The sequence below is a fragment of the Aeromonas schubertii genome (assembly GCF_000820105.1).
GTDB classification, from domain to species: Bacteria; Pseudomonadota; Gammaproteobacteria; order Enterobacterales; family Aeromonadaceae; genus Aeromonas; species Aeromonas schubertii.
In genome coordinates this window covers 1-25,642 of the sequence record NZ_CDDB01000068.1, presented here as the reverse complement: position 1 = coordinate 25,642, position 25,642 = coordinate 1, and the positions used below count along the sequence as shown (strand labels likewise).

The window sequence follows — 25,642 nt, the reverse complement described above, 5'->3', positions numbered from 1 at the left end:
GAACTCAAGGACAGTTACACTGACTCCATTCTTGGAAGCCCAATAAAATGAAGCACATGAACAGCACAATCAAAGGCATGACCCTGCTCTCCCTGTTCACCTTGGGTGGTTGTGTGGCCATGGAGAAGGCCCCCCAGACGCCGCCCGCCACTCTGGCCGAGATCAAGAGCGAGCTCTCCCTGAGCGAGCAGCGGCTCCAGTCCAACCTGATGCAGCAGCAGAAGCAGTTGATCCAGCAGCAATCCGATCTCATTGCTCAACTGACCAGCGACCTCAAGCGTATGAAACAGACCGTCAGCAAGGTGGACGACAAGCTCGATAACTTGCCGGGCACCGAACCCAAGCCGGTGGTGATCCCCACTGCCAAGTGTCCCGCCCCCGCCCAGGGCCATACTCTGGATGGCAAACTGCTGGTCGGCGAAGCCGAGTGGCTCTGGGTGGATGCCGCCAACGACGCCTTCCAGGCCCGGGTTGACACGGGCGCCACCACCTCCTCCATCAGCGCCCAGGACATCACCATCTTCGAGCGCAACGGCAAGAACTGGGTACGCTTCTACCTGAGTCACCAGGAGATGGATGACCGCATCCAGATCGAGGCACCGCTGGTGCGTCACGTTCGGGTGCGTCAGGCCTCTGCCGACGAGCTGGATCGCCGTCCCGTGGTGCGGCTGGCCGTTCGTCTGGGCGACATGACCGAGAAGGCCGAATTCACCCTCAAGGATCGCAGCGACATGGCCTTCCCCGTGCTGCTCGGCCGTGAGTACCTCAAAGACATCGCCGTGGTCGACGTGGCCCGCGAATATATCCAGCCCAAACCCCAGCTCAAGGATGTGAAGTAATCCATGGTTTCTCGCAAGCCGTTTTATCTGCTGGTCGCCCTGCTCTATCTGGTCGGCCTGGGCATGACCATCTATCACCATATTGCGCTGGACGTTCCCCTGACTCCGGGGGAGAAGCGTCAGATCTGGTCTATCGAGGCCAAGCTGGAATTTGATGCCACCGGTGAGCCGGTGATCGCCTCTCTGGCCATCCCCGGCACCCAGAAGGGCTTCACCCTGATGAACGAGAACGCCGCCAGCCCGGGCTATGGTCTCTCGTTTGTGGAAAAAGACGGGGATGCCCGCGCCGAGTGGTCGATTCGCTCGGCCACCGGTCGTCAGGAGCTCTACTATCGCGTCGATATGATGGCCGACAGCTTTGCCAAGCCGGCTGCGATCTCCCAACCTCCGGCCATCGAGAAGGAGATCGAGAGCGAGCCTTATGCCACCGCCATGGCCCAGATCCTCGAGCGGGCCCAGGAGCGCTCCGCCGATGCCTATACCCTGACTCGCGAGATCATCAAGGAGATGGACAACCAGAGTCAGAACGCCGAGCTGCTGAAAAACCACAAGCGCCGTGCCACCCTGATAGCCCAACTGCTCAACAATGCCGAGGTTCCGGCCCGGGTGGTACACGCCCTGAAGCTGGAAGACGGTCGTCGCCGCCAGGAGCTGGTGGACTATCTGCAGGTGTTCAAGGGCAAGGATTTCCTGCTGTTCGATCCCAAGACGGGCCAGCAGGGACAACCCAATAATCTGCTGCTGTGGGAGTACAACTCGGGCGCCCTGCTGGATGTAACCGGCGGTCACAACTCTCGCGTCACCTTCTCCATGATTGAGCAGGAGCAGCCGGTGAGCGTGGCCCTGGCCAAGAAGTACGAGAAATCGGACTGGCTCAACTTCTCCATCCACAGCCTGCCGCTCGAGGAGCAAACCCTGTTCAAGGGGCTGCTGCTCATCCCCATCGGTGTCTTGATGGTGGTGTTCCTGCGGGTACTCGTCGGCATCAAGACCTCCGGCACCTTCATGCCGGTGCTGATTGCCGTCGCCTTTATCCAGACCCAGCTCTTCACCGGCCTGGTGGGCTTCTTGCTCATCGTCGGCACGGGTCTGGTCATCCGCTCCTATCTCTCCAGGCTCAACCTGCTGTTGGTGGCCCGGATATCGGCGGTCATCATCATGGTCATCTCGATGATCGGCATCTTCTCGGCACTGGCCTTCAAGCTGGGGCTGACCGATGGCATGAAGATCACCTTCTTCCCCATGATCATCCTCTCCTGGACTATCGAGCGGATGTCGATCCTGTGGGAGGAAGAGGGCCCGAAAGAGGTGATGAAGCAGGGGGGCGGTTCCCTGATGGTGGCGGTCATCGCCTATCTCGCCATGGATAACGAGCTCATTCGTCACCTCACCTTCAACTTCCTCGGCCTGCAGTTGGTGCTGATGGCCACCGTACTGCTGATGGGTAACTACACCGGTTACAAGCTAAGCGAGCTCAAGCGCTTCAAGCCGCTGGTGGATGAGATGAGTGCCGGCAAGGGCAACGGGGACAAGCACTAAGATGGCGTTCTGGGAAAAGTACACCTGGCCCTGGAAGCTCTCGGAAGCGGGCATCCTCGGTATGAACAAGCGCAACCACTCCTACATCAGCCGCTACAACCCGCGCCGCCTCTACCCGCTGGTGGATGACAAGCTGCAGACCAAGCGGATCGCGCTGGATGCGGGAGTGACGGTGCCGAAACTTATCGGCACCATCAGTGAGCAGCACGAGGTGAGCCAGATTGCCGACATGGTCCGTGACTGGCCCGGCTTCTGTATCAAGCCGGCACGCGGCTCCGGGGGCAAGGGGATCCTGGTGATCCTGCGCCACGAGGATGGCCTCTACTACAAACCCAACGGCAAGGCCGAGACGGTGCCGGACCTGGAGCGTCACATCTCCAACATCCTGGCCGGTCTCTACTCCCTAGGGGGAAAGCCCGACAAGGTGCTGGTCGAAGACCTCATCAACTTCGATGACGTGTTCGATGGTTACTCCTTTGAAGGGGTGCCCGATTCGCGGGTCATCATCTTCAAGGGTTTCCCGGTGATGGCCATGATGCGCCTCTCCACCGCCGCCTCGGACGGCAAGGCCAACCTCCACCAGGGCGCCGTGGGGGTGGGCTTGTGCCTGCGTACCGGCCGGGCCCTGCGCGCCGTGCAGTTCAACCAGCCCATTCGCCACCATCCGGATACCGGCCTCGATCTCTATGAGCTCAAGGTGCCCCACTGGGATACCCTGCTGACCCTGGCCGCCTCCTGCTACGAGATGTCGGGGCTCGGCTACATCGGCACCGACATGGTGCTCGACAAGCAACGCGGTCCCATGCTGCTCGAACTCAACGCCCGCCCGGGTCTCTCTATCCAGATCGCCAACGGTCGTGGCCTGGTGCCCAACCTCAAGGCGGTGGAGCGTCTGGGCAGCAGCAAGATGAATGTGGCCCAGCGCATCGCCTTCTCCAAGGAGCACTTCGGCGTCTTCGACGACTGATCCCGGCGCAGGCTACCGCCATAAAAAAACCGACACCCTGACGGGTGCCGGTTTTTTCTTTATGCCGCCCTTAGAAAGAGGTGCGGCGATAGCGACGGTACTCGGGGTGCCAGAAGTTGGCTTCGATCGCCTTGTCGATCACCTCATCCGGGGTCTGTACCGCCTTGCCTTGCAGCATGGCCGTCTTGGCCACCATCTTGGCGATGTGACGGGAGACCTGCTGAATATCCGCCAGATCCGGCAGCAGGGACTCACCGGTTCCCTTGGCGAGCGGCGAACATTCGGCAAGGGCACGGCTGGCCGACATCAGCATGGCGTCAGTCACCCGCTTGGCACCGCTCGCCAGCACCCCCAATCCAATCCCCGGGAAGATGTAGGAGTTGTTGCACTGGGCGATGGGGTAGAGCTTGCCCTTCACGTCCACCGGCGCAAACGGGCTGCCGGTGGCCACCAGGGCCTGACCGTCGGTCCAGCGCAGGATATCCGCCGGGGTCGCCTCGACCCGGGAGGTGGGGTTGGAGAGGGGGAAGACAATGGGACGGGCACAGTGCTTGTGCATGGTGCGGATCACCTCCTCGGTAAAGAGACCCGGCTGACCGGAGACACCGATGAGAATATCCGGACGGCCATGCTCCATCACCTCGAGCAGGGAGATGTTATCCCCCACCGGCCAGTCGGCGACCCGCTCCAGCGGCTGGGAGAGCCGGCGCTGAAACTCGAGCTGGTTGGGGATCTTGTCGGTGATAAGGCCGAATCTATCCACCATGAAGACCCGGGCCCGGGCCTCACCGTCGTTCAGCCCCTCGGCCTTCATCTGGGCCACGATCTGCTCGGCGATGCCGCAGCCGGCGCTGCCGGCGCCGAGGAAGGCGACCCGCTTCTCGGAGAGCTTGGCACCGGAGGCCTTGCAGGCGGCGATGAGGCTGCCCAGGGTCACGGCGGCGGTGCCCTGGATGTCGTCGTTAAAGCAGCAGAGATCGTCCTTGTAGCGGCCGAGCAGCGGCATGGCGTTGGTCTGGGCGAAGTCTTCGAACTGCAGCAGCACATCCGGCCAGCGGCGTTTGACCGCCTGGATAAAGGCATCGACGAACTCGGCGTACTCTTCCCCCGTGATGCGCGGGTTGTGCCACCCCATGTAGAAGGGGTCATTGAGCAGTTGCTGGTTGTTGGTACCCACATCCAGCACCACCGGCAGGCAGTAGGCCGGTGAGATGCCGCCACAGGCGGTGTAGAGGGAGAGCTTGCCGATGGGGATCCCCATGCCGCCGATCCCCTGATCCCCCAGACCCAGGATCCGCTCCCCGTCGGTCACCACGATCACCTTGACGTTCTGCTTGGTGGCATTTTGCAGCAGATCGTCGATCCGTTCCCGATCCGGGTAGGAGATAAACAGGCCGCGGGCACGGCGATAGATATTGGAAAACTCCTGGCACGCCTGTCCCACGGTCGGGGTATAGATGATCGGCATCATCTCCTTGAGATGATTCGCCAACAGGCGGTAGAAGAGGGTTTCGTTGGTGTCCTGAATGTTGCGCAGATAGATATGACGGTCCATGTCGTTGCCAAACGCCTGATATTGGCGATAGGCGCGCTCCGCCTGCTCCTCTATGGTCTCGATGTTGTGCGGCAGCAATCCTTCGAGGTTGAAGGAGGCTCGCTCCTCGGCGGTGAAGGCACTCCCCTTGTTGAGCAGGGGCGTTTCGAGCAGTGCCGGACCGGCGTAGGGAATATAGAGGGGACGTTTCTGATTATTATCTTCAAACATGGTGTTCACCTTGCTGTGGTTGCCCGCCGATCCTAGGGGCTTCACTCCTCAATTTCAAAGGGTTTGCAGACCGGGAGGCGGCCACTCCTGCGAAATTCGCCCGGCGTCACACCCGTGTGGCGACGAAAGCGGTTGGCAAAGTTGGCCCCATCGCTGTAACCGACCCGAGCCGCCAGTTCGCTCAAGGACCAGTCGGTGTAGAGCAGCCACTGCTTCGCCTTCTCCATGCGCAGCCGGGTGAGGTGAGCCATGGGACCACAGCCGAGCCATAGCTGGCAGAGGCGGTGAAGATGAGGCACAGAGCAGGGATGCAAGGCCGCCAGGGTACGCACGCTCCAGGGTTCGGCCAGGCGCCCCTCCACCACCCGAAACAGATGGTGCAACCGGCGCTCCGGTGCCTCCTGTCCCTCCTCCTTGAGCGAGCGCTCGATGACGCTCAGCAGCAGGGTGAGCAGATCCGGTAGCAGGGGGGAATCGGGCCGCTCTCCATGCAGCAGGGCGAGCAGATGATGCAGCGTCTCGACCTGATCGCTGTGACGGACCAGATGACCGAGTCGATGCAGATGGTGCCAGCGTGGCACATCGTCGAGCAGCACCCAGCTGGTCTGCCAGCTGGCACCGGTCAGGGCCAGCCCTCCCGGCACCCTGGCAGGCAGAAAAACCAGGCTGCCGGCAGGGATAGGCTGAGCCCCCTCGGGCAACAACAGGGCCCCTCCCTCATCATGACTCATCAGCAAGATATGAAAATCGGGGCGGTTGCGGCGAATGAGATAGTGATCCCGCAGCTCCGATAGCCCGGTCAGGAAGAGCCCGGCCTCCCCCAGCAAAGGGTAGCCCTCACGCCCCACCATCCGCTCCACACAGGTGGGTGCTATGTCGAGACACTCTCGTAAAAATGCCATAGCCCTCGCTCACAATGATAGTTTCAAACAATAAAATGGAGAGTCTGCCACAGCGTCTCCATCCACACAGTTCCTTATCATATAAGCACTGAAAGTCACTTTTTTCGATCCGGTTGTTCTTAATGACTCATTGGCAAGCAATTTTAAAACAAACCACCGACCGCGACTTCATGAGGCGTCTGTGGCGACTGGCGCTGCCGGTATCGCTACAATCCATGATGTTTTCCCTGCTCGGCCTCATCGACATCATGATGGTGAGCCAGCTCGGCACCACAGAGGTGGCGGCGGTGGGTCTTGGCAACCGGATCTTTTTCTTCAACCTCTTGGTGATCGCCGGCCTGTGTGGCGGGGTCTCGGTATTGGCGGCCCAATACTTCGGTCGCGGGGATCTGGCCGGTGTGCGCCGCTCCCTCGCCCTGGCCTTGCTCGGCGCCATGCTGGTGACACTCCCCTTCGCCCTGCTCTATCTCACCCACCCTGAGTGGATCATCCGCCATGCAACCAACGACCCCCGACTCATTCCTCTGGCGGTGCAGTACCTGCTAATCACCGGGGGCTCTGTGCTCTGTACCGCCATAGTGGTACCGCTGGAGTCAGCCCTGCGCGCCGTGGGTCAGGCCGCGGCGCCGACCCGAATCGGCCTCGTCGCCATCCTCGCCAACGTACTGCTCAATTATGCCCTTATCTTCGGCCACTGGGGATTCGAGGCCATGGGGGTGGCGGGGTCGGCCTGGGGCACCACGCTGTCACGCTGCCTGCAAACGGTGCTGCTGCTGGTCTACCTCTGGCGTGCCCGCCGGGATCTGCTACCGACCCGGGCCGACTGGCACCGGGCTCTGACCCGGGTCGAGACGCGCCGCTTTGCCCTCATCGCCCTGCCGCTGCTGCTGCACGACGGACTGTGGGCCTTTGGCATGATGCTCTACGGCTTTCTCTACGCGCATCTGGGGGTCGACGAGCTCGCTATCATGACCACCCTGGGTGCCCTGGAGGGGATCCTCATCTCCCTCTTCTTTGGTCTGGCGGTGGCCTGCGCCACCCTGCTCGGTCACCAGCTGGGCGCTCAGGAGTACCAGCGCGCCTGGCAGCACTCCCAGCTCTTTCTGCTGCTCGCTCCCTTTGGCGCCCTGCTGGTGGGGGCTGTCGTCTGGCTGCTGCAAGCACCGCTACTCGGTGCCATCGGCAATCTGCACAGCGATCCGGGCTCTCTGGCCAGCCAGGTGCTGGCCATTGTCTGCATCGGCATGCTGGTCAAGGTGTTCAACATGGTGGGGATCGTCGGGGTACTGCGCTCTGGGGGTGATGTGAACTACACCATCTTCATCGACATCGTCAGCATGTGGTGCATCGGTCTGCCCCTGGCCGCCCTCACCGTCTGGCTGGGCTGGCCACTGCCGGCCGTGGTCGCCCTGGTGCTGCTCGAGGAGATCGCCAAGTGTCTGCTGGTGCTGCGCCGCATCGGGCGCCGCCGCTGGTTGCGCAACCTGATCCTGGAGTAACCCGATGCACAGGGCTCACGACTGCGCTATCATCCTCGGCCTCGCACCATGAGGAGAGTTGTATGCATACGCAAAGAGAATCTATCGGTCGGGAGGCGCTGCTCACCATCGCCAATCAAATGATCCGTGAACATGAAGACTTCATCCACGGCATGCAGGCCGACGATGTCGAGCAGCGGGGCGATGTGCTGGTGTTCAAGGGGGAGTACTTCCTCGCCGAAGATGGCACCCCCACTCCCAAGACCATGGCGGTCTTCAACATGTTCAAGTATCTGGCTCACCAGCTCTCTGACAAGTACCGTCTCGCCTGATCTCAGACCGCCATCGACTGGCTCGATGGCGGTGTCACCACCACACAGTTTCGCCCGTTGATCTTGGCCTGGTAGAGACACTCGTCGGCCCGGTTGAGCAGCGCCTGCACCCCCTCCCCCCGCTTGGCCAGCGCCACCCCGATACTCACCGTCACCTCGATCATCTCATCGGAAGCGGGGCTCTTGACCGCCCTCGCCTCCACCGACAGGCGCAGACGCTCGGCAATCTGCCGTGCCTGCTCCAGGGTCGCACAACGGGGTAACAGGATGGCGAACTCCTCTCCCCCGTAGCGGCCGAGCACATGCTGCTTCTCGAGCTGCTCTCCGAGGGTGGTCGCCACAGTGTGAAGCACCGCATCCCCGGCCAGGTGGCCATAGTTGTCGTTGATCCGCTTGAAGCGATCGAGATCGAGCAGCAGCAGGGCGAAGGGGCGATCCCGGCTCATCAGGGCGGCCCTGGCCTGCTCCAGCTGTTTCATCAAGAGGCGACGGTTCATCATGCCGGTCAGCTCGTCCGTGGTGGACTCCCGGTAGAGGCGCAGCAACATGTTGAGCTGGCCCGCCTGCACCCAGGCGGCAGTGAGGGTAAAGAGCAGCAGCAACCAGAGCTGGTTGAGGGTCTCCATGCCAAAGAGCGCCTGATCGAGCAGTATGCTGCGCCCCAGCAACAGGACACAGAAGATGAAGAGGGCAACACCAAAACCGATCATCAGAGGGATGGGAAAGACCGCAAACAGACTGATCATCAGGTAGGGAAAGACGGTATAACCCATCTGCAGCCCCTCGACGTGACCGAGCCCCGCCATGCAGATCAGGGCGAAGGCGAGCATGACGCTCATCAGGTAACCGAGGGCCGCCCGCATTCGCGAGAGGCGGTAGTTAATGAAAAACGAAAAGGGAATTAAGGGAGAGAGAGCCAGAAAGGTGGTCATCCTGACCTTGAGCAAGAAGGCATACTGCCCGGCACTGAGGGTCAACCAATCCACCACAGACCAGGCCGGCAAGCCGACCATCAGCAGGCACACCAGCCAGCGAAACCGCACCGTCATAAACTCGATACGAGTCATGGTGAAGTCTTCGGAGTGATTCCTGGCACTCCATATCTCGGACATCCTCAGCACAGACAACCTCACACCGCTCGTCGAAAGGGGTCATTCTAATCCGGTCCGGCCAGATTATCATGCAAGGAGTCAGTAATCCGAGAGTTAAATCATGCAGTGAGCCCGGTCGAAACCGGGCTCGCTCTAGAAATCAGGCCGTTTGAGTCTCCCCTTCCGGCTCAGCGCTATCGCGCCGGGCAAAGAAGGCCCGGGTTTCGGCCACCACCACATGGCGCAGGCCGATAAGACCGATGAGGTTGGGTACCGCCATCAGGCCATTGACGATATCTGCCAGCAACCAGATGAGATCCAGGTGGAGGAAGGCGCCGCTGGCCACCAGCGCCAGATAGGTGAGGCGATAGGGCTTGATGGCCTTGACCCCGAACAGATACTCGGTGCAGCGCTCACCATAGTAGTTCCAACCGAGGATGGTGGTGAAGGCAAAGAAGAGCAGGCCTATGCTCACCAGGTACTGGCCCACATGGGGGTTAAGTCCCTGGGCGAAGGCAGCACTCGTCATGGCCGCACCGCTCAGATCGCCGCTCCACACCCCGGTCACCACCAGGGTGAGGCCGGTCATGGTGCAGATGATGATGGTGTCGAAGAAGGTGCCGGTCATGGAAACCAGCCCCTGCTCGACGCAAGAGTCGGTCTTGGCCGCCGCCGCTGCGATAGGGGCCGAGCCAAGGCCCGACTCGTTGGAGAAGACACCGCGCGCCACCCCGGACTGGATTGCCAGCATCACGCCGGCACCGACGAATCCGCCGGTCGCCGCCTGACCGGTGAAGGCCGAGGTGAGCACCAGGGAGACCGCATCAGGCAGTGCCGAGGCATTGGCCACCAATACCCCGAGGCAAGAGACGATATAGAAGAGGGCCATGAAGGGCACCACCTTGCTCGACACGCTGGAGATGGAGCGGATCCCCCCCAGCGTCACCAGCCCGACCAGCAGGGTCAGCACTACGGCGGTCGCCTCACGGGGCACCGCAAACGACAGGGTCATGGCGTCGGAGATGGCATTGACCTGAGGGAAGGTGCCGATACCAAAGAAGGCCACTCCGATGCCAAACAGGGCAAACAGCTTGGCCAGCGGCCTGGAGCCGAGACCACGCTCGAGGTAATACATGGGGCCACCGGCCATCTGGCCATTGGCATCGGTCACCCGGTACTTCACCGCCAGCAGACACTCGGCATACTTGGTCGCCATGCCAAAGAAGGCGGCCATCCACATCCAGAACAGGGCACCCGGACCGCCTAGCTTGATGGCGGTGGCGACCCCGACGATGTTGCCGGTACCTATGGTGGCGGAGAGAGCGGTACACAGCGCCGCGAAACTCGACACATCCCCCGCCTTGCCCTGTCCCTGATCGCGGCCAAATACCAGACGCAGGGCAAGGGGCAGCCGCAAGACCTGCAACAGTCCGAGACGGGCGGTGAGATAGATGCCGGTACCGACCAGCAAGATAAGCAGGGGAGGCCCCCAGATGAAACTGTCGATGGCCAACAAGGCCGCTTGAATTGATGACATGCATCCTCCTTAAACAGAAAAATTAAGGAGGAGAAGGATGATCTTCCCAATAGCAATACGATCGCAGAGGCGATGCGAAGGGCCAAAGCCCGGGTACAACCATCCCATCCCCTCTGTCCTTTTGCCTGAGAGTTTCCGGCTGCCGCACGGGTCGGCAGCCTTGCTCCTTCGGCGCCCGATTTAACGGGTCTCTCCAGAGTATCGTCCAGTGGCAGTCCACACCGGTTGCCCGGTACCTGAAAGATTCACTTCTTCGGTGGATGGTTTCCCATCGCTCTCCTGCCACCTTCATCCGAACTAAATTTGGATTAGGCCGGCGCATGGTAATCAAAAAAACGTGAACTGTCTCCCATTCATGCCGGCTTTTTCGTCTTGTTTACCTTCATTAACAATCACACAACCTGGCATCAGCCTCCCCCGGAAACCATGCAGTTTCCTCTGTCGTCTCAATCAGAAAAACTCAACAACATACCCACCCACGCATATTGCACAAAAATGCAATGAGACCATAATCACGCGCATAACCAAGCACCCACGCGAGCTTGGTTCGCGCCTGAGCCGGCCGCCGCCGGTTCACTGTGACTGGACTGGGCACTGCGCCCCCTAAGGATGATGACACGACAATGAACGAGACCTCTCAGGCTCTGGATTACCGCCAACTGATTGAACAACACGGCTCCCCTCTGCTGCTCCTCGACAAGGCCAGCGTCCGCAAACAGTACCGGGCACTGGCCGCCGCCCTCCCCGATGTGCGTTTGCACTATGCACTCAAACCCCTTCCCCACCCCGCGCTGGTCGAGGTGCTCAAGGAAGAGGGAGCCTGTTTCGATCTCGCGACCAACGGCGAAGTGGATCTGGTCAAGAGCCAGGGGGTACGCCCCGGGCGCTGCATCCATACCCACCCCATCAAGCGTGACGGCGATATTCGCCACGCCCTGGAGTACGGCTGCACCGTGTTTGTCTATGACAACCCCTGGGAACTCGACAAGTTTCTCCCCTACAAGGACGAGGTCAAACTGCTGCTGCGCATCAGCTTCCCCAACCCCGAGACCAAGGTGGACCTTTCCAAGAAGTTCGGTTGCACCCCGGAGCAGGCCCTGCCCCTGATGCAGCTGGCCCAGGCCAAGGGGCTCAAGGTCATGGGGCTCTCCTTCCACGTCGGCTCCCAGGTGCCCAACCCCAGGCGCCACGTGCAGGCCATCGATGCCTGCCGCGCCATCCTGGAGCAGGCGTGGGATCTCGGCCTCAAGCCCTGGGTGCTGGATGTCGGCGGCGGCTTCCCGGTCGACTATGAGGGGGGGGAGTTCGATATCGACGGCTTCTGCGCCCCCATTCGTGATGCCCTGGCCAGGCTCCCCGCCACGGTGCAGAAGCTTGCCGAGCCCGGCCGCTTCATCTCGGCCCCGGCCATGACCTCGGTGGCCAGCGTCATGGGCAAGGCCCATCGCGGCGACAAGATCTGGTACTACCTAGATGATGGCCTCTATGGCAGCTACAACGGCCAGATGTACGACCACGTCACCTACCCGGTGAGTGTGCCCTATGTCAGTGGCGATCCGCACCGCAGCGTGCTGGCCGGTCCCACCTGCGACAGCGTGGATGTGATCCGCGATGAGATCCCGCTGCCCGAGCTGGAGATAGGGGACCTGGTGGTCGGCCGCGTCATGGGTGCCTACACCTGGGCCTCCGCCTCCACCTTCAACTTCTTCCCCAAGGCCGACATCCTGGTGATCGACTCGAGCCAGCAAGAGCTGCGACTCACCGCCGTCGCCTGACCCCAACGAAAAGGGGAGCCTCGATGGCTCCCCTTCTTCTATTGCCAAGACTCAGAACTGAGTGCCCAGCAACCAGAGGGTATAAGCCACATAGGCGGCCAGCAGCAAACCCCCTTCGGCCCGATTGATGCGACCCTGTCCCTTGCGGCCCACGCACATAAACAGCAACACCAGGGTCAGCCCCATCATGACGCTCCAGTCCCGCGAGAGCACCGCCGGATCCACATCCAGCGGGTGAATGCCGGCAGCAATCCCCACAACCGCCAGGGTATTGAAGAGGTTCGAGCCCAGCACGTTACCAAGAGCCAGGTCGTGCTCCTTCTTCTTGATGGCCATCAGGGACGAGGCGAGCTCCGGCAAGGAGGTGCCCACCGCCACTATGGTGAGGCCGATGACGAGATCGCTGATCCCCAGGCTATGGGCTACCTCGACCGCCCCCCACACCAGCAGGCGAGAGGCGCCCACCAGCAGCACCAACCCCAGTACCAGCCAGAAGAGGGCACGTTTGAGGCTCATCCCCTCGCTCTCGATATCCTCGCTCACCTCCGCATCGAGGGCATCCCCACGACCCGTCATCCCTTGCCAGATGGACCAGCCCATCAACACAAAGAACACCACGATCAGGATCAGGGCATCCCCGCGCCCCAGATGCCCATCGAGCAGCAGCGCCCCCGAAAGCAGTGTGATACCGAGCAGGACGGGGATCTCCTTGCGTACCACCTGAGAGGCGACGGCAATGGGGCTGATCAGGGCCGTCAGACCCAGAATGAGCGCGATATTGGTGATGTTGGAGCCATAGGCATTGCCCAGGGCAAGGCCCGGGTTGCCCTGAGAAGCGGCCAGGGCCGACACCACCATCTCGGGGGCCGAGGTGCCAAAGCCGATGATCACCATGCCGATAAGCAAGGGAGGCATACCGGCATAGCGGGCGGTCGCCGCCGCCCCATCCACAAATTTATCCGCGCTCCACACCAGCAGGGCCAGTCCGGCTACGATGGCCAACAGGGACAAGGTCATCTCGTTTTACATCCTCTACGCATAAAAAATGGCCTGCTGACTGCAGGCCTCACAAGTTGCCGTTAGTGTAAACGGTCGGCGTTTAAATTACAGCAGGGCCAGCAGGCTCTCGGCATCCGACACCTCGAACTTGCCCGGCGCCTCGACCCGCAGTGCCGTCACCACGCCATCCTCGGCGATGAGGGCGAAACGCTGGGCGCGCAGACCACCAAAGGTGCCCGTCTCCTTGGCCAGCCCCAACTGACTGGCGAAGGCGCCATCCCCGTCCGCCAGCATGGTGATGGCCTCGGCGTTTTGCTCCCGCTGCCAGGCTGCCATCACGAAGGCATCGTTGACCGAGAGGCAGCAGAGGCTATCGACCCCGGCAGCCGCAAACGCCTGCGCCTTGACCACATAACCCGGTAGATGGGCGTTGGAGCAGGTCGGCGTGAAGGCCCCCGGCACGGCAAACAGCACGACGCGCTTGCCGCCGAAGAGATCGGCACTGCTACGGGTGACCTTCCCCTCCGGGGTAATAAAGGTGAAATCGTGCTCTGGCAATCGGCTTCCGATGGCGATCATGGGCTACTCCTTGAGTTGGGTGAAGGCGCCGCGTCGGCGCAGCTCGGCGATGGCAATGAGGGAGTCCGGGGTGAATTCGCCGGCCCGGGCGGCAATCTGCTCCAGGGTGAGCTCCTCGATAGACTCAACTTCTTCGGCCTGCAACGTCAGCTCGCCATCATAGGTGCACAGATAGAGCCCCCCCCAGACATGGTAGAGGTCACTGCGTGAGTAGAAGGTACCAAAACCGTGCAGAGGCACCCCCTGCACCCCCAGCTCCTCGGCCAGTTCGCGCAGGGCGCTCTCGTCATACTGCTCACCGGCACTCACCACACCGCCGCAACAGGCATCGAGCATACCGGGACAAAAATCCTTGCAAAGGGTCCGACGCTGTACCACCACCCGGCCATCGCTTCGCCGCACCAGGATATAGGTGGCTCTGTGAGCCAGATTATCCCGCCGGATCTCGTCCCTGGGAGCAACCCGCACAGCCCTGTTCTGCTCGTCCACCACCTCGACCAGTTCCATCCCTGATTATTCCTGACTGCATGAAAAGAGTTGCAGTATAAAGCCATTATTCTGCAGGCGACATCTCCCCATGAATGATTAACAAAGGGCGACGAGACCGTTCATCTTACCGTCATCTGATACTGTTATAGTGAGAATGACTAATCAAACTGTCGAGGAACAGATGAAAATTTTCAAACGCTTCTCACCGGTTCAGATCGCCCGTTATGTAAAAAGCTTCCACCGGGGTGCCTTCGCGGTGGAGTCGGTGGGTGAATTTCGTTTCTGCGACGGGCGCGTCAGGCTCGAAGGGCAGCGCGAGCAGCGGGCATTGGCCGGCCAGATCAACCAGTTGCTGCGCACCCTGCGCCCGGGTCTCGCCCCCTGCTAAGGGATGGCTCGCGACGACTCTCCCGGCGGGCCATTCTCGATCTCGACAACCTCGCCGTTGACCACGGTCACCATCTGCATGAAACGCTGCTTGCCAAAGTTATAAGTCCAGCGCTCGCCGTATTTGACCGTGATCTTCGCCCCGAAGCCGTTCTCCTCGAAACGGGTGAGATCCTCTTTGAGGAGGGGTTCGCCGCACTTGATCAGCAGCAGGGCCGTGCTGTCCCCCTCCGTGATCAGGGTATCCTTGCAACGCACCGTATCGGCCAGCGCCGCTGGCACCATACCCAGCAGCCAGAACACCAACAGACACTCTCTCATCATCCCCTCCCCTTGCTGTCATGATGACCACTATAACCCCAAAAAGAACGGCGGCCACAGGGGCCGCCGTCAGGGTCTACCGCTTGGTGTGGATCACAGGATATCCAGCAGCTCGACTTCGAAGACCAGTGCAGAGTAGGGGGGGATGGAGCCGGCACCGCGGGCACCATAGGCCAGATCCTGCGGGATGTAGAGCTTCCACTTGGAACCCACCGGCATCAGCTGCAGCGCCTCAACCCAACCCTTGATGACACCGGTCACCGGGAACTCGGCCGGCTGGCCACGGCTGACGGAGCTGTCGAAGACACGACCATCGGTGAAGGTACCGTGGTAGTGAACACGTACGGACTGACCGGCAACCGGTGTTTCACCGTTACCCTCTACCAGCACTTCATACTGCAGGCCGGAGTCGGTCACCTGCACCTCGGCACGCTTGGCGTTGTCAGCCAGGAAGGTCTCACCCTCGGCGGCGGCGGCCTTGGCGGTGGCCTCCTGCTCGGCCTGCATGCGCTCGGTGATGATACCGAAGGCTTCGTTGATCTCGTCGCGGCTGACGGCAAACTCGAGGCCGTTCAGGGCATCGGCCAGACCTTGCTGCAGGGCCGGAATATCCAGACCGCTGAACGCCTGCTGGGCCAGTTGCTCGCCCATGTTACGGCCGACGCCGTAGCTGGCCTTCTGTTCGGTGGTGTTGTATTGGGACATGTCGCTCTCGCTTGTCTCGAGGGTAAATGAGGGGCCGATGATAACAGAGCCGACGCCCCCTGTCGTGTCAGCCGAGCAGTCGACGCACGGCGGCGATCTTGCCGGCATCGGTGACATTGATGCGGCCATCGTCGGCACTCCCCATGGATACGCCCCTCGCCATGGCGCTGCCACGCCAGCCCATGCCGGACATATGCACCTCAGCGGCCCCGCTCTCGGCCAGGATCCGCAGCACATTGTCCCCATTGACCCCGGCCCCCGGCATCAGGCTGGCCCGCCCGGCGAGCTGGGCCTGCATCTCGCGCAAGGTCACCAGCCCCGCCTCGGCGCTGGCCGCCTGGCCCGAGCTCAGGATGCGTTCGCAGCCGGCGGCTATGATGATCTCAAGATCGGCGCGCCAGTCACTCGAGAGATCGATGGCCCGGTGAAAGGTCACGCCAAGCGGACCCGCGGCTTGCACCAGACGCCTGAGCCGCTCACCCGGCACCCGGCCTCGCTCGTCGAGCAGCCCCACCACCACCCCCTGCAGACCGGCCGAGCGGGCCGCAGCGATATCCAGCTCCATCAGCGCCATCTCCTCCTCGGAGAAGCAAAAATCCCCGGCCCTGGGTCGTATCATGGCGTAGACAGGGACACGGGCAAGGCGGGCAGCCAGCTGCATCAGGCCATGGGAGGGGGTGAGCCCCCCCAGCCCCAGGGCACTGCACAGTTCGATGCGATCTGCTCCGGCCGCTTGGGCCGTGTGCAGGGATTCAAGGTTATCGATACAAACTTCGAGTCTCGTCATGGCTTGGTGCGGGTATGGCCCGCTCTCATCTGGTCAGGTTAAGGAGAGCTGCCCCACGAACCCCGCCGGCCCCGCCGAAGCGGGCCTGGCGAATGGCCGGCAGCGCCACCCCGGGCAGCAGATGGCCGGGCAGGCGCAAGGGCAGCTGTTCATAGAGGATGGGTAGCCCGCTTAGTCCCCCCCCCAGCACCACCACCTCGGGATCCAGGGTGGAGAGGGCACAAGCCAGCCCGGCGGCCAGCACGTCGAGCCAACCGTCGATCACCGCCCGAGCCGCGGCCTCCCCCGCCTCAAGGCGGGCCACAATCTGCTGACCACTCTGGCGCTCACCGGTGTGATGGTGATAGAGGCGCTCCAGGCCGCTGCCCGAGGCGAGGGTCTCAAAGCAGATGAGACGACCACAGCCACAGCGCAGGCGGGGCAGATCCGGATATTTCAGCAGCAGAGTGCCCGGCAACGGGTAGTGTCCTATCTCGCCGGCCAGCCAGTTACGGCCCTGATGAATGCGGCCATTGAGGTAGATACCGCCACCAATGCCGGTGCCTATGGTCATGCCAAGGGCCGAGGCGGCGCCGTCGGCGCTGCCTTCCTGAACTTCGGACCAGAGGAAACAGTTGGCGTCATTGTCGACGGCTACCGGACGATCCAGCCTGGCGCCGAGATCCCTCCCCAGATGGCGACCATTGATAGCGGGCAGGTTGGCGGCCACCACGCTGCCATCCTGGGCGTTGATGATACCGGGGAAGCCGATCCCCACCGAGCCGCGAACCCCGAAGCGCACATCGGCCTGGCGCACCTGCTCGGCCAGCAGATCGAGCAGTCCCTCGTAGTCGTCCTTAGGGGTCGCCAGACGCAGCTCGTGGCGCAGTGCCAGGCCGCCATCGTAAGCGGCAAACGCTATCTTGGTGCCACCGATATCGAATCCGTAATACATGCCTTCCTCCCTGATATGGAGCAACCCAATCCTCAAGAGGCTCTATTGTATTAATTCGCAAAAAAAATAAAGTGACGAGGGGCGTAAAACGGGGTCACAAGGGGCGAGCCAGTTGATGCTGCACACAGTCTCGTCCGAGTGTCTGCAGGGTTCGGCGCTCACCGGTTGGACGAAACCCGTGCTTGAAATAGAAACCGGCACCGATGCGGTTACCACCGAGCAGCCAGAGGCGCGCCTCACGACAACCGGCCCGGCGCATCTGCACCATCACCACCTGCCACAGACGACGACCCAACCCCTGACGCCAGATGTCGGGATCGAGGTAGAAGGCGCGCAGCCAGGCGAGATCCCCTTCCTGCTGCCAGTAGAGCAGCCCGACCGGTTGCTCCTCCAGGCAGATCAACATGGGGCGGGGGTCGGTCTCGGTGAGGCGACGCTCCCACACCCTGTGGTGGGCCGCCTCATCCATCTGCTCGAGCACGTCTTCACCCAGCACGCTGCCATAGGCCATGCGCCAGCTGGCACGCTGTAACCGGACCATGGCCGCCACGTCCTCGAGACGGGCGATGCGCAGGCTTATTTCCGACACTGGGGGCTCCTGCCTGCGGCACGGGCCTGCTGATAGATGGGATCAACCCGGGCCAGGTCGGCCTGCAGCGCCTCGATACGCTGGGTGTCACTCGGGTGGGTCGAGAGCAGCAGTGGCGGCTTGTTGCCACCGCTCTGGGCACTCATGCGCTGCCACAGTGCAACCGACTCGGCAGGGTTGAAACCGGCACTCGCCATCAGATCGAGCCCCATCTTGTCGGCCTCGCTCTCCTGGGCACGGCCATAGGGGAGCAGATAACCCACCTGTACCCCCAGTCCCAGCGCCGCCATGGTGGCCCCCCCATACTCGCTGGAGCCAAGCGCCACGTCGGCCGCCGCCAGACCGATACCGGCCAGTTGGCTGCGGGAGAGGCGCTCGTTGGAGTGCTGGGCCAGCACATGGGTGATCTCGTGGCCGATGACGGTCGCCAACTGATCCTGATTGGCCGCCACCTTGAGCAACCCGGTATAGACACCGATTTTACCTCCGGGCAGGGCGAAGGCATTGACCTGTTTATCGTCAAACACCACCACCTCCCAGCTCTTGATGCCGTAGTGGGCCGGCACCTGGGCAGTCACCGCGCCGGCGACACACTGCACATAGGCGTTTACCTTCTTGTCCGTGCTGATCTTCGCCTGCTTTTTCATCTCCTCGAAGGAGCTGGCGCCCAGTTGGTTCATCTGCTGGGGGGAGTAGAGCAGCATCTGACTGCGTCCGGTCGGGGATTGGGCACACGCGGCCAGCAGGGTGGCCCCGCACAGCAAGGAGAGCAGACGAACAGAGCGGGTGGTGAGCGACATGAAGCATCCTTTGGGAAACGACTTCACTCTATTGTCAAAAAAGGGGGGGCGCTGCGCAAGTCATCAGGGAGTGGATAAATAAAAAGCGGGCCCGACGGGCCCGCTTTTGACAGCACAGATCTTACATCAGACCCAGGGTCTTGAGGTCACGCTCGACCACCTTGGCCGGGAGCGGGATATAACCATCCTTGGCGACTATGGTCTGGCCGCTCTTGGAGAGGATCATCTTGATGAACTCTTGCTCCATGGGAGAGAGGGGCTTGTTGGGGTGCTTGTTCACGTAAACGTAAAGGAAGCGGGAGAGCGGATACTTGCCGGTCAGGGCGTTCTGCTCGGTCGCCTCGACAAAGCTCTTGCCATCCTTGGAGAGGGGCACGGCGCGCACACCGGAGGTGACATAGCCGATACCGGAGTAACCGATGCCATTGAGGGAGGAGGAGACAGACTGCACCACGGAGGCAGAGCCCGGCTGCTCGTTCACACCGCTCTTGAAGTCACCCTTGCACAGGGCGTGTTCCTTGAAGTAGCCATAGGTACCGGAGACGGAGTTACGACCGTAGAGCTGGATATCCTTGGCCGCCCAACCCCCTTCGAGGCCCACATCGGCCCAACGGGAAGCCTGCTGGGCACCACCACACTTGAGGGTGCTGGAGAAAATCGCGTCGAGCTGCTCCATGGTCAGCCCCTTGACGGGGTTGTCCTTGTTGACGAACACCGCCAGGGCATCCACGGCGACCGGGATCCCGACCGGCTTGTAGCCAAAACGCTTCTCGAAGGCCTCGATCTCGCCGGCCTTCATCTCGCGGCTCATGGGGCCAAACTGGGCGACCCCTTCGGTCAGGGCGGTGGGGGCGGTGGAGGAGCCGGCGGCCTGGATCTGAACGTTGACGTTCGGATACATGCGCTTAAATTCTTCGGCCCACAGGGTCATCATGTTGGCCAGGGTGTCAGATCCAACTGAAGACAAGTTACCGGAAATACCGCTAACAGGCTGATACTCCTGCAGATTTTTGTCGACACCTGCTGCCATGCTGTGGGCAGAAAACAGGGTCACGGCAGAGACAGCAATAACGCCAGCCAATTTGTTGAGTTTCATCCAATCTCTCCAAAAGTAACGAGGGTCTGTTCCAAGACGGCGCCAGTATCTGGCCGTGCCATGACAAAGATATGGACAATCTGTGACACTTTCATGACATGCCAAGCCATTATCGGTCAACGCACGAAAGAGAGAGGGCTGCCCGGGCAGCCCTCTGTATGGTTGGTCAGGCGCTCTTACGCTGATCGGCAATCAGCTGGGGAGGCATGAGGAAGCTGAAACGGCTCCCCCGGCCGAGTCGGCTCTCTATCTCCAGATGGGTATCGTGATGGCTCAGGGCATGCTTGACGATGGCCAGCCCCAATCCCGACCCCCCGGTGTGGCGCGAGCGTGCCCGATCCACCCGGTAGAAACGCTCGGTAAGGCGCGAGAGGTGCTCGGGAGCAATGCCCTCCCCCTCATCGGTCACGGCAAACAGGGCATACTGCCCCTGACGCCGCCACTCCACCAGAATCCCCTTGCCGGGCGGGGTATAGTGCACCGCGTTATAGACCAGATTGGAAACGGCACTGCGCAGCAGATCCGGATCCCCGTGCACCCTCAAGTCGGGCTGGACCTGGAAGCGGATGAGATGGGCCCGCTCTCCGGAGAGGGCATTGGCCTCCTGCTCGAGCAGGGCCAGCATGGCCGGTATATCCACCACCCTGGCCAGATCCACCTCGCTCGCCGCCTCGATACGCGACAGGGTGAGCAACTGGTTGACCAGATTGTCCATGCGCAGGGTCTGCTCATGCATCACCCTGTGTACCTTGCCCCACATACCGGGAGCCGGCAGCTCCTCGGTCATCTCCAGATATCCCTTGAGCACGGTAAGCGGTGTACGCAGCTCGTGAGAGACATTGGCCACGAAGTGTTTGCGGGTCTTCTCGAGGCTGCGCAGACGCGTCACATCCCGGGCCACCAGGATCGCCTGATCCAGGGCATAGGGCATGATACGAAACTCCAGCAACTTGTCGTCGTTGACCGGTGAGTGCAGCTCGAGGGGATCCTCGTAGTCCCCCCTGGCCAGGTAGGCGGTAAAGGCCGGCGCGCGAATAAGGTTACCGATGTGCTGACCGGCATCTTCGGGCCAGCGAAAGCCGAGCATCTTCTCCGCCAACTTGTTGCACCAGAGGATGGAGCCATCCTCCCGATAGACGACGGCCGCATCGGGCAGCGCCTCGGCCCCCTCGCGAAAGCGGCGGATGAGGCCCGCCAGCTCCCGGCGGCGGCCGCGCTGACGCTGCTGCAGCTTGTAGATGCCGTTGAAGATGTACTCCCAGCTACCGCTGCCGGAGGGGGGCACCAGGCTGCGATCATGCCACAGCCAGTGGGCCAGCCGGTGTTGCTGCTGATAGTGCCAGACGAGATGAAGGGTGGTCGCAACCAACAGGGTTGCGGCCACGTGGTCGAGCAGCCAGCCAAGCAGGGCGAAGGGGATATAAAACCCAATCATGCGCCAGAGCTGACGGCGCCAACTGTACGGTTGCAACATGGCGTGTTCCTACAGCCGGGTCGAAAAGCGGTAGCCCGCCCCCCTCACGGTCTGGATGAGGCGGTCGTGGCCCGTCTCTTCGATGGCCTTGCGAAGGCGGCGGATATGCACATCAACCGTCCTGTCTTCCACATAGACGTTGGTGCCCCACACATTGTTGAGTAGCTGCTCACGGCTGTAAACCCGTTCCGGGTGAGTCATGAAGAAATGGAGCAGTTTGAACTCGGTTGGCCCCATGTCGAGAGGCTTCTCCTCCACGCTGACCCGATGAGAGAGGGGGTCAAGACGCAGCCCCTGCACCTCGATCGCCTCCTCCACCGAGGTAGGCGACACCCGGCGCATCACGGCATGCAGGCGGGCGGTGAGCTCCTTGGGGGAGAAGGGTTTGGTGATGTAGTCGTCGGCACCGGCCTCGAGACCGCGCACCTTGTCCTCTTCCTCACCACGGGCGGTGAGCATCACCACCGGGATCTGACGGGTCAGCTCCTCTTGCTTGAGCTGCTTGAGAAACTGGATACCACTGCCACCGGGCAACATCCAGTCCAGCAGGATCAGTTCGGGATAGGGCTCTTTCAACTTGACCAGCCCATCGTCGAAGTCCTGGGCCTCGATGACATCATATCCCTTCTGCTCCAGCACGAAGCTGAGCATCTCGCGGATTGGGGCCTCATCCTCGACCACCAGAATTCGCTTTGCCATTTCCCTCTACTCTCCCGCGTTAAGAAACGTGCGCCAATTATTGGAACCTTTTATGACACTTTTATGACTTGGGGGACAAGCTCCCCATTCGGGGACCCGGCGCCATCCCATTGTTTTTTTTGAGTGCAAATTATTTTAACCCTGCCCGGCACCAAGAGTGCGCCTGGCAAAGGGTAAAAAAGCGACCAAAGACGACAAAAAGGCGCACTGGAAAACGTTGCCAGCCCTTTTATCGCGGCCTGTTCACGAAAGTTCCCCGGGAAGGTCTGATTTTTTTGCACTCTGTCATACTTTTGAAAATTGAGGCCATCAGGCGATTGATATTTCGCGGTGCGAAAGTACTCTTGAGGTGTCCGAAGGCCAAGTTCGGAACGAGATTAAAGAGAATCGATGAAGTGTTTGCATCCACGGGGGCCAAGACCCGGGAGAGCGACATAAACAAGATAAAGAGCAGGCCGAAAGGCCAGATGCCATCACCGAGCGGCGGGCTGTGACCCGGCCGCCCGAAAAATGCTAAGTCCATAAAATCAGGAGCATTATCAATGGAAAGAGTGATCTTCAAGCGTGCCGCTTTGAGCGCCGCTGTCGTTGCCGCACTGGTGGCCCCGGGTCTGGCTGTGGCCGCCCAGGATATGATGAGCCCGGAATACGGCAAGTCTTATGAAGCGTTTGTGAACGATGCCAAGATCACCGGTGGCCTCTTCTACTTCCAGCGTGATCGTCAGCGTATCGACGGTGACCCCACTGCCAAAAACAAGGAAGGCAAGTACCAATCCAACCTGAGCCACGCCACCACCCAGATGGCTCTGAACTTCAACTCCGGCTATGCCTGGGACACCGTCGGTCTGGATCTGGGCGGCTTTGGTGCCTATGACCTGGCCGTGACCGAGAATCACCCGGTCAATCAGGAAAACGAGTTCTCCTTCGCCGGTGGCAAGTGGGGTGAAAACTACGCCGATGGCTCCCCCGAAGGTGGCGTCAGCCTCTCCAACGCAGCCCTCAAGCTGAAATTCATGGACGGTGCCATCACCGCCAAGGGTGGTCTGACCCAGCTCTATGTTCCGGGTATCATGGGCGTCAACTGGTCCTATCAACCGGGTACCTACCGTGGTGGCCAGATCGAAGGTAACTTCGGCGGTCTCTACCTGACCTATGCCATCGCTGACGAGTACAAGGCTCCCTGGTACAAGCAGACCCAGAAGTTCTCCCGTGCCAAGGCATGGATGGATCCGTTCGCTTCCGAGAACGTCATCGACTATATCCACGGTCTGGCCGCTCGTTACACCTTCGAAAACGGCACCGCCGTGACCGCCGCCTTCGGTCAGTCCGAAGGCTACATGGACAGCTACCACTTCAAACTGGCTCACAAGTTTGACGTGCTCGGTGGCCTCTCCACCAGCTACCAGTTCTACGGCTCCGAGACCGACACCTATGAGAAGGGTGGTAGCAAGATCGAGACCTACGACGGTCTGGCATGGCAGCAGGCTCTGACCGCCGCCTGGAATGCCGGCCACTACGGTTTCCGTCTGGAAGGAATGTGGACCAAGGCCGAGGGTGCCGAGGGTAACTATCTGCCCCGTCTGACCCGTGGCTACGCCAACTCCCAGGGCGCCAACGAGATTTGGTGGGATTCCCGCTCCGACTGGAACGCCAACAACGAGAAGGCCCTGTTTGCCGGCGTGACCCGCTCCCTGGATGATCTGGTGGGCGCTCCGGGCTGGTCCGTGGGTGTCTCCGGTGCCTACGGCTGGGATATCGAGGATGGCCAGGGCAAGAAGGCCGCCAACGGTGAAGACACCGAGTGGGCCGTCAACTTCGACGTCAGCTATACCGTGCAGGATGGCAAGCTCAAGGGCACCCTGTTCAAGCTGCACTACACCGACTACAACAACGACATCACTCAGGGCGGTGGTTGGACTCACTATCCGAACATCTTCGCCTCCGAGCATGACGTCAAGTTCCACGTCATCATGCCGTTCACCATCATGTAATTGCGCGAACGCCATGCAATCCAACCGGGCCCCTGTGGCCCGGTTTCATTTTGCGCTACCCTGAGCCCTCTTCATCTCAAGGACCCCATGATGGCCAACCGTTACGTACTCATCACCGGCTGCTCCAGCGGCATTGGTCTGGCCGCGACCCGCGCCCTGCGCGCTCACGGCTTCTCGGTGATTGCCTCGACCCGCACGGAAGAGGATGCGGCCCGCCTGCGCAAGGAGGGGCTCACCGCCCTGCGTCTGGACTTAAGCGATCCCGCCAGCATCGATGAGGGGGCGGCCGAGGCGCTCTACCTCGCCGGTGGACGCCTCTATGGCCTGTTTAACAACGGCGCCTATGGCCAGCCAGGGGCGCTGGAGGATCTGCCGACCCAGGCCCTGCGTGATCAGCTCGAGACCAACCTCATCGGCTGGCACCATCTGATCCGTCTGGTACTGCCGGCCATGCTCGAGGCCAAAGAGGGGCGTATCGTACAAAACAGCTCTGTGCTGGGGCTGGTGGCCATGAAGTTTCGCGGCGCCTACAACGCCAGCAAGTTCGCCCTGGAGGGGTACAGCGACACCCTGCGCCTCGAGCTGGCTGGCAGCGGCGTCCACGTTAGCCTCATCGAACCGGGCCCTATCGACACCCGTTTTCGTGAGCATGCCCGGGATGCCTTCCTGCGTCATATCGATGTGAAGGGGAGCCGCCACAAAAAAGCCTATCGCCAGACCCTGGAGCGGCTGGAGCGGGAGGGACCGAGCGGACGCTTCACCCTGCCCCCCGAATCCTGCATCCCGCCCCTGGTGCATGCCCTCTCGAGTCGCCGCCCCAGAGCCCGTTACCCGGTCACCTTCCCGACCCGTCTCTTCTCCTGGTTGCGGCGCCTGCTGCCGACCCGGCTACTGGATCGGTTGCTGGCCAAGGCGGCCTGAGTGTCAAAAATGAGCGCCATCGCTGTAGTAAGCGTGGCGCGCCAGGGGGAAGAAGAGCACGGCAATCTTGACCCCCTCTCCCACGATGTCACGCACCCGCGTCGTGATGAGGCGCGCCGCCGCATCCTGCTGCTCCTGAGGGCGGGCAAACCAGTGAACCTCCACCATGGGAGAGCCATGGACGGGCCAGCCGTCGGCCACGAAGGTGCTCTCGAGCCGCTCCAGGGTGAAGTGGGCCGGGTCGGCCCCCAGTAGAGCCGAAAGCTCTGTGATGAGGGTCAGGCTCAGTCGCTCCACATCCGGTTGGGACATGGCGCGGCAACGCAGGTGAGGCATACAAACTTCCCTTTGTGTTAGTGTGAGGCGCCCCCAGTGTGCAACATAAGGTTTTTCATGATCAAATCCCTGCGTCTGTGGCTGCTGCTGCCCCTGTTGACCTGGTCCCACCTGCTGCTGGCCGATCCCGCCTTCTACCGCCTCGAGAAGGGCGATCAAACCCTCTGGCTGCTCGGCTCTGTCCATGCGGGGACCCCGGCGCTCTACCCCCTTCCCGCCCCCGTCGAGGCAGCCTGGCGCCAGAGCCGGCAGCTGGTGGTCGAGGTGGATCTCACTCGCATCCCCCCCGAAGATCTGGCCACCATGGGCC

General features: G+C 61.6%; 27 protein-coding genes and 1 riboswitch. Of the genes, 10 read left to right on the top strand and 17 right to left on the bottom strand.

The window, feature by feature from the left end; genetic code table 11:
* Positions 1-56: 56 nt before the first annotated feature.
* From BN1133_RS13375 to BN1133_RS13365, 3 genes are read left to right on the top strand one after another with little or no spacing between them, the layout of a single operon-like run.
* Positions 57-839, top strand: a complete 783-nt coding sequence (locus BN1133_RS13375; protein WP_449500898.1) for an ATP-dependent zinc protease family protein — start codon at positions 57-59, stop codon at positions 837-839.
* A 3-nt stretch (positions 840-842) separates the two neighbouring features.
* Complete coding sequence (locus BN1133_RS13370; protein WP_050667010.1) at positions 843-2,378, top strand: inactive transglutaminase family protein; 1,536 nt, start codon at positions 843-845, stop codon at positions 2,376-2,378.
* A 1-nt stretch (position 2,379) separates the two neighbouring features.
* Positions 2,380-3,345, top strand: a complete 966-nt coding sequence (locus BN1133_RS13365) for an alpha-L-glutamate ligase-like protein (protein WP_050667009.1) — start codon at positions 2,380-2,382, stop codon at positions 3,343-3,345.
* 70 nt (positions 3,346-3,415) lie between these two features.
* On the opposite strand, the gene BN1133_RS13360 is transcribed toward BN1133_RS13365, so the two are convergent.
* A complete protein-coding gene (locus BN1133_RS13360) occupies positions 3,416-5,110 on the bottom strand; it encodes an NAD-dependent malic enzyme (protein WP_050667008.1) in 1,695 nt (564 codons plus the stop codon).
* 41 nt (positions 5,111-5,151) lie between these two features.
* Positions 5,152-6,012 (bottom strand): helix-turn-helix transcriptional regulator, encoded by an 861-nt coding sequence (locus BN1133_RS13355; RefSeq protein WP_050667007.1) that lies wholly within the window; start codon positions 6,010-6,012, stop codon positions 5,152-5,154.
* A 122-nt stretch (positions 6,013-6,134) separates the two neighbouring features.
* Here BN1133_RS13355 and BN1133_RS13350 point away from each other — a divergent pair, with 122 nt between their 5' ends.
* A complete protein-coding gene (locus tag BN1133_RS13350) occupies positions 6,135-7,511 on the top strand; it encodes an MATE family efflux transporter (RefSeq protein WP_050667006.1) in 1,377 nt (458 codons plus the stop codon).
* A 62-nt stretch (positions 7,512-7,573) separates the two neighbouring features.
* Positions 7,574-7,822, top strand: a complete 249-nt coding sequence (locus BN1133_RS13345; RefSeq protein ID WP_050667005.1) for a YciN family protein — start codon at positions 7,574-7,576, stop codon at positions 7,820-7,822.
* Positions 7,823-7,824: 2 nt separating this feature from the next.
* Here the strand turns inward: BN1133_RS13345 and BN1133_RS13340 are convergent, their stop codons facing one another.
* Positions 7,825-8,943 carry a GGDEF domain-containing protein gene (locus BN1133_RS13340; protein ID WP_050667004.1) on the bottom strand — a complete coding sequence of 373 codons (1,119 nt, stop codon included), beginning with the start codon at positions 8,941-8,943 and terminating at the stop codon, positions 7,825-7,827.
* A gap of 130 nt (positions 8,944-9,073) precedes the next feature.
* On the bottom strand, positions 9,074-10,450 hold the full coding sequence (locus BN1133_RS13335; RefSeq protein ID WP_050667003.1) for an alanine/glycine:cation symporter family protein: 1,377 nt from the start codon (positions 10,448-10,450) through the stop codon (positions 9,074-9,076).
* Between the two features lie 103 nt (positions 10,451-10,553).
* Positions 10,554-10,657, bottom strand: a riboswitch (glycine riboswitch).
* 416 nt (positions 10,658-11,073) lie between these two features.
* Here BN1133_RS13335 and BN1133_RS13330 point away from each other — a divergent pair.
* Complete coding sequence (locus BN1133_RS13330) at positions 11,074-12,225, top strand: type III PLP-dependent enzyme (RefSeq protein WP_050667002.1); 1,152 nt, start codon at positions 11,074-11,076, stop codon at positions 12,223-12,225.
* 51 nt (positions 12,226-12,276) lie between these two features.
* On the opposite strand, the gene BN1133_RS13325 is transcribed toward BN1133_RS13330, so the two are convergent.
* The 3 genes from BN1133_RS13325 to yfcD all read right to left on the bottom strand — a co-directional run bounded on the left by BN1133_RS13325 (position 12,277) and on the right by yfcD (position 14,310).
* Complete coding sequence (locus BN1133_RS13325; RefSeq protein ID WP_050667001.1) at positions 12,277-13,242, bottom strand: calcium/sodium antiporter; 966 nt, start codon at positions 13,240-13,242, stop codon at positions 12,277-12,279.
* Positions 13,243-13,329: 87 nt separating this feature from the next.
* Positions 13,330-13,803 carry a peroxiredoxin gene (locus BN1133_RS13320; RefSeq protein WP_050667000.1) on the bottom strand — a complete coding sequence of 158 codons (474 nt, stop codon included), beginning with the start codon at positions 13,801-13,803 and terminating at the stop codon, positions 13,330-13,332.
* Between the two features lie 3 nt (positions 13,804-13,806).
* The gene (gene yfcD, locus BN1133_RS13315) at positions 13,807-14,310 is read right to left on the bottom strand and encodes an NUDIX hydrolase YfcD (protein ID WP_050666999.1); all 504 of its coding nucleotides are present in this window, start codon (positions 14,308-14,310) and stop codon (positions 13,807-13,809) included.
* 163 nt (positions 14,311-14,473) lie between these two features.
* On the opposite strand from yfcD, the gene BN1133_RS13310 reads away from it, so the two are divergent.
* Positions 14,474-14,680, top strand: coding sequence for a DUF1107 family protein (locus tag BN1133_RS13310; RefSeq protein ID WP_050666998.1), 207 nt, complete (start codon positions 14,474-14,476; stop codon positions 14,678-14,680).
* On the opposite strand, the gene BN1133_RS13305 is transcribed toward BN1133_RS13310, so the two are convergent.
* The 9 genes from BN1133_RS13305 to phoB all read right to left on the bottom strand — a co-directional run bounded on the left by BN1133_RS13305 (position 14,677) and on the right by phoB (position 22,084).
* On the bottom strand, positions 14,677-15,000 hold the full coding sequence (locus BN1133_RS13305) for a DUF2845 domain-containing protein (RefSeq protein ID WP_153006721.1): 324 nt from the start codon (positions 14,998-15,000) through the stop codon (positions 14,677-14,679). The genes BN1133_RS13310 and BN1133_RS13305 overlap by 4 nt on opposite strands.
* A 93-nt stretch (positions 15,001-15,093) precedes the next feature.
* Entirely contained in the window at positions 15,094-15,705 is a 612-nt protein-coding gene (locus BN1133_RS13300; RefSeq protein WP_050666997.1) for a BamJ family beta-barrel-assembly machinery protein, read from the bottom strand.
* Between the two features lie 67 nt (positions 15,706-15,772).
* The gene (locus BN1133_RS13295; RefSeq protein WP_050666996.1) at positions 15,773-16,492 is read right to left on the bottom strand and encodes a copper homeostasis protein CutC; all 720 of its coding nucleotides are present in this window, start codon (positions 16,490-16,492) and stop codon (positions 15,773-15,775) included.
* Between the two features lie 25 nt (positions 16,493-16,517).
* Positions 16,518-17,426, bottom strand: coding sequence for an ROK family protein (locus tag BN1133_RS13290; RefSeq protein ID WP_050666995.1), 909 nt, complete (start codon positions 17,424-17,426; stop codon positions 16,518-16,520).
* A 94-nt stretch (positions 17,427-17,520) separates the two neighbouring features.
* Positions 17,521-17,967: a GNAT family N-acetyltransferase gene (locus tag BN1133_RS13285; RefSeq protein ID WP_050667159.1), complete on the bottom strand. Its 447-nt coding sequence runs from the start codon at positions 17,965-17,967 to the stop codon at positions 17,521-17,523.
* A 35-nt stretch (positions 17,968-18,002) separates the two neighbouring features.
* Positions 18,003-18,815, bottom strand: coding sequence for a M48 family metallopeptidase (locus BN1133_RS13280; RefSeq protein ID WP_050666994.1), 813 nt, complete (start codon positions 18,813-18,815; stop codon positions 18,003-18,005).
* A 121-nt stretch (positions 18,816-18,936) separates the two neighbouring features.
* On the bottom strand, positions 18,937-19,911 hold the full coding sequence (locus BN1133_RS13275; protein WP_050666993.1) for a PstS family phosphate ABC transporter substrate-binding protein: 975 nt from the start codon (positions 19,909-19,911) through the stop codon (positions 18,937-18,939).
* Positions 19,912-20,077: 166 nt separating this feature from the next.
* Complete coding sequence (phoR, locus tag BN1133_RS13270) at positions 20,078-21,385, bottom strand: phosphate regulon sensor histidine kinase PhoR (RefSeq protein ID WP_050666992.1); 1,308 nt, start codon at positions 21,383-21,385, stop codon at positions 20,078-20,080.
* 9 nt (positions 21,386-21,394) lie between these two features.
* On the bottom strand, positions 21,395-22,084 hold the full coding sequence (gene phoB / locus BN1133_RS13265; RefSeq protein ID WP_050666991.1) for a phosphate regulon transcriptional regulator PhoB: 690 nt from the start codon (positions 22,082-22,084) through the stop codon (positions 21,395-21,397).
* A 542-nt stretch (positions 22,085-22,626) separates the two neighbouring features.
* On the opposite strand from phoB, the gene BN1133_RS13260 reads away from it, so the two are divergent.
* Positions 22,627-24,075, top strand: coding sequence for an OprD family outer membrane porin (locus BN1133_RS13260; protein ID WP_050666990.1), 1,449 nt, complete (start codon positions 22,627-22,629; stop codon positions 24,073-24,075).
* Between the two features lie 90 nt (positions 24,076-24,165).
* The gene (locus BN1133_RS13255; RefSeq protein ID WP_050666989.1) at positions 24,166-24,996 is read left to right on the top strand and encodes an SDR family oxidoreductase; all 831 of its coding nucleotides are present in this window, start codon (positions 24,166-24,168) and stop codon (positions 24,994-24,996) included.
* Positions 24,997-24,999: 3 nt separating this feature from the next.
* Here BN1133_RS13255 and BN1133_RS13250 read toward each other — a convergent pair whose 3' ends face one another.
* Complete coding sequence (locus tag BN1133_RS13250) at positions 25,000-25,332, bottom strand: DUF1904 family protein (protein ID WP_050666988.1); 333 nt, start codon at positions 25,330-25,332, stop codon at positions 25,000-25,002.
* Between the two features lie 57 nt (positions 25,333-25,389).
* On the opposite strand from BN1133_RS13250, the gene BN1133_RS13245 reads away from it, so the two are divergent.
* On the top strand, positions 25,390-25,642 hold a 253-nt coding region (locus BN1133_RS13245), incomplete at its 3' end, for a TraB/GumN family protein (RefSeq protein WP_197273678.1).

What these genes read in the sequence shown, in the direction of transcription:
- BN1133_RS13355 (WP_050667007.1), bottom strand. Translation starts at nt 6,012, where the DNA reads ATGGCATTTTTACGAGAGTGTCTCGACATAGCACCCACCTGTGTGGAG.
- BN1133_RS13280 (WP_050666994.1), bottom strand. Translation starts at nt 18,815, where the DNA reads ATGTCGCTCACCACCCGCTCTGTTCGTCTGCTCTCCTTGCTGTGCGGG.
- yfcD (WP_050666999.1), bottom strand. Translation starts at nt 14,310, where the DNA reads ATGGAACTGGTCGAGGTGGTGGACGAGCAGAACAGGGCTGTGCGGGTT.
- BN1133_RS13375 (WP_449500898.1), top strand. Translation starts at nt 57, where the DNA reads ATGAACAGCACAATCAAAGGCATGACCCTGCTCTCCCTGTTCACCTTG.
- BN1133_RS13250 (WP_050666988.1), bottom strand. Translation starts at nt 25,332, where the DNA reads ATGCCTCACCTGCGTTGCCGCGCCATGTCCCAACCGGATGTGGAGCGA.
- BN1133_RS13365 (WP_050667009.1), top strand. Translation starts at nt 2,380, where the DNA reads ATGGCGTTCTGGGAAAAGTACACCTGGCCCTGGAAGCTCTCGGAAGCG.
- BN1133_RS13345 (WP_050667005.1), top strand. Translation starts at nt 7,574, where the DNA reads ATGCATACGCAAAGAGAATCTATCGGTCGGGAGGCGCTGCTCACCATC.
- BN1133_RS13275 (WP_050666993.1), bottom strand. Translation starts at nt 19,911, where the DNA reads ATGAAACTCAACAAATTGGCTGGCGTTATTGCTGTCTCTGCCGTGACC.
- BN1133_RS13350 (WP_050667006.1), top strand. Translation starts at nt 6,135, where the DNA reads ATGACTCATTGGCAAGCAATTTTAAAACAAACCACCGACCGCGACTTC.
- BN1133_RS13260 (WP_050666990.1), top strand. Translation starts at nt 22,627, where the DNA reads ATGGAAAGAGTGATCTTCAAGCGTGCCGCTTTGAGCGCCGCTGTCGTT.
- BN1133_RS13335 (WP_050667003.1), bottom strand. Translation starts at nt 10,450, where the DNA reads ATGTCATCAATTCAAGCGGCCTTGTTGGCCATCGACAGTTTCATCTGG.
- BN1133_RS13255 (WP_050666989.1), top strand. Translation starts at nt 24,166, where the DNA reads ATGGCCAACCGTTACGTACTCATCACCGGCTGCTCCAGCGGCATTGGT.
- BN1133_RS13325 (WP_050667001.1), bottom strand. Translation starts at nt 13,242, where the DNA reads ATGACCTTGTCCCTGTTGGCCATCGTAGCCGGACTGGCCCTGCTGGTG.
- BN1133_RS13320 (WP_050667000.1), bottom strand. Translation starts at nt 13,803, where the DNA reads ATGATCGCCATCGGAAGCCGATTGCCAGAGCACGATTTCACCTTTATT.
- BN1133_RS13370 (WP_050667010.1), top strand. Translation starts at nt 843, where the DNA reads ATGGTTTCTCGCAAGCCGTTTTATCTGCTGGTCGCCCTGCTCTATCTG.
- BN1133_RS13305 (WP_153006721.1), bottom strand. Translation starts at nt 15,000, where the DNA reads ATGAGAGAGTGTCTGTTGGTGTTCTGGCTGCTGGGTATGGTGCCAGCG.
- BN1133_RS13285 (WP_050667159.1), bottom strand. Translation starts at nt 17,967, where the DNA reads ATGGTCCGGTTACAGCGTGCCAGCTGGCGCATGGCCTATGGCAGCGTG.
- BN1133_RS13295 (WP_050666996.1), bottom strand. Translation starts at nt 16,492, where the DNA reads ATGACGAGACTCGAAGTTTGTATCGATAACCTTGAATCCCTGCACACG.
- BN1133_RS13310 (WP_050666998.1), top strand. Translation starts at nt 14,474, where the DNA reads ATGAAAATTTTCAAACGCTTCTCACCGGTTCAGATCGCCCGTTATGTA.
- phoB (WP_050666991.1), bottom strand. Translation starts at nt 22,084, where the DNA reads ATGGCAAAGCGAATTCTGGTGGTCGAGGATGAGGCCCCAATCCGCGAG.
- BN1133_RS13300 (WP_050666997.1), bottom strand. Translation starts at nt 15,705, where the DNA reads ATGTCCCAATACAACACCACCGAACAGAAGGCCAGCTACGGCGTCGGC.
- BN1133_RS13330 (WP_050667002.1), top strand. Translation starts at nt 11,074, where the DNA reads ATGAACGAGACCTCTCAGGCTCTGGATTACCGCCAACTGATTGAACAA.
- BN1133_RS13360 (WP_050667008.1), bottom strand. Translation starts at nt 5,110, where the DNA reads ATGTTTGAAGATAATAATCAGAAACGTCCCCTCTATATTCCCTACGCC.
- BN1133_RS13290 (WP_050666995.1), bottom strand. Translation starts at nt 17,426, where the DNA reads ATGTATTACGGATTCGATATCGGTGGCACCAAGATAGCGTTTGCCGCT.
- phoR (WP_050666992.1), bottom strand. Translation starts at nt 21,385, where the DNA reads ATGTTGCAACCGTACAGTTGGCGCCGTCAGCTCTGGCGCATGATTGGG.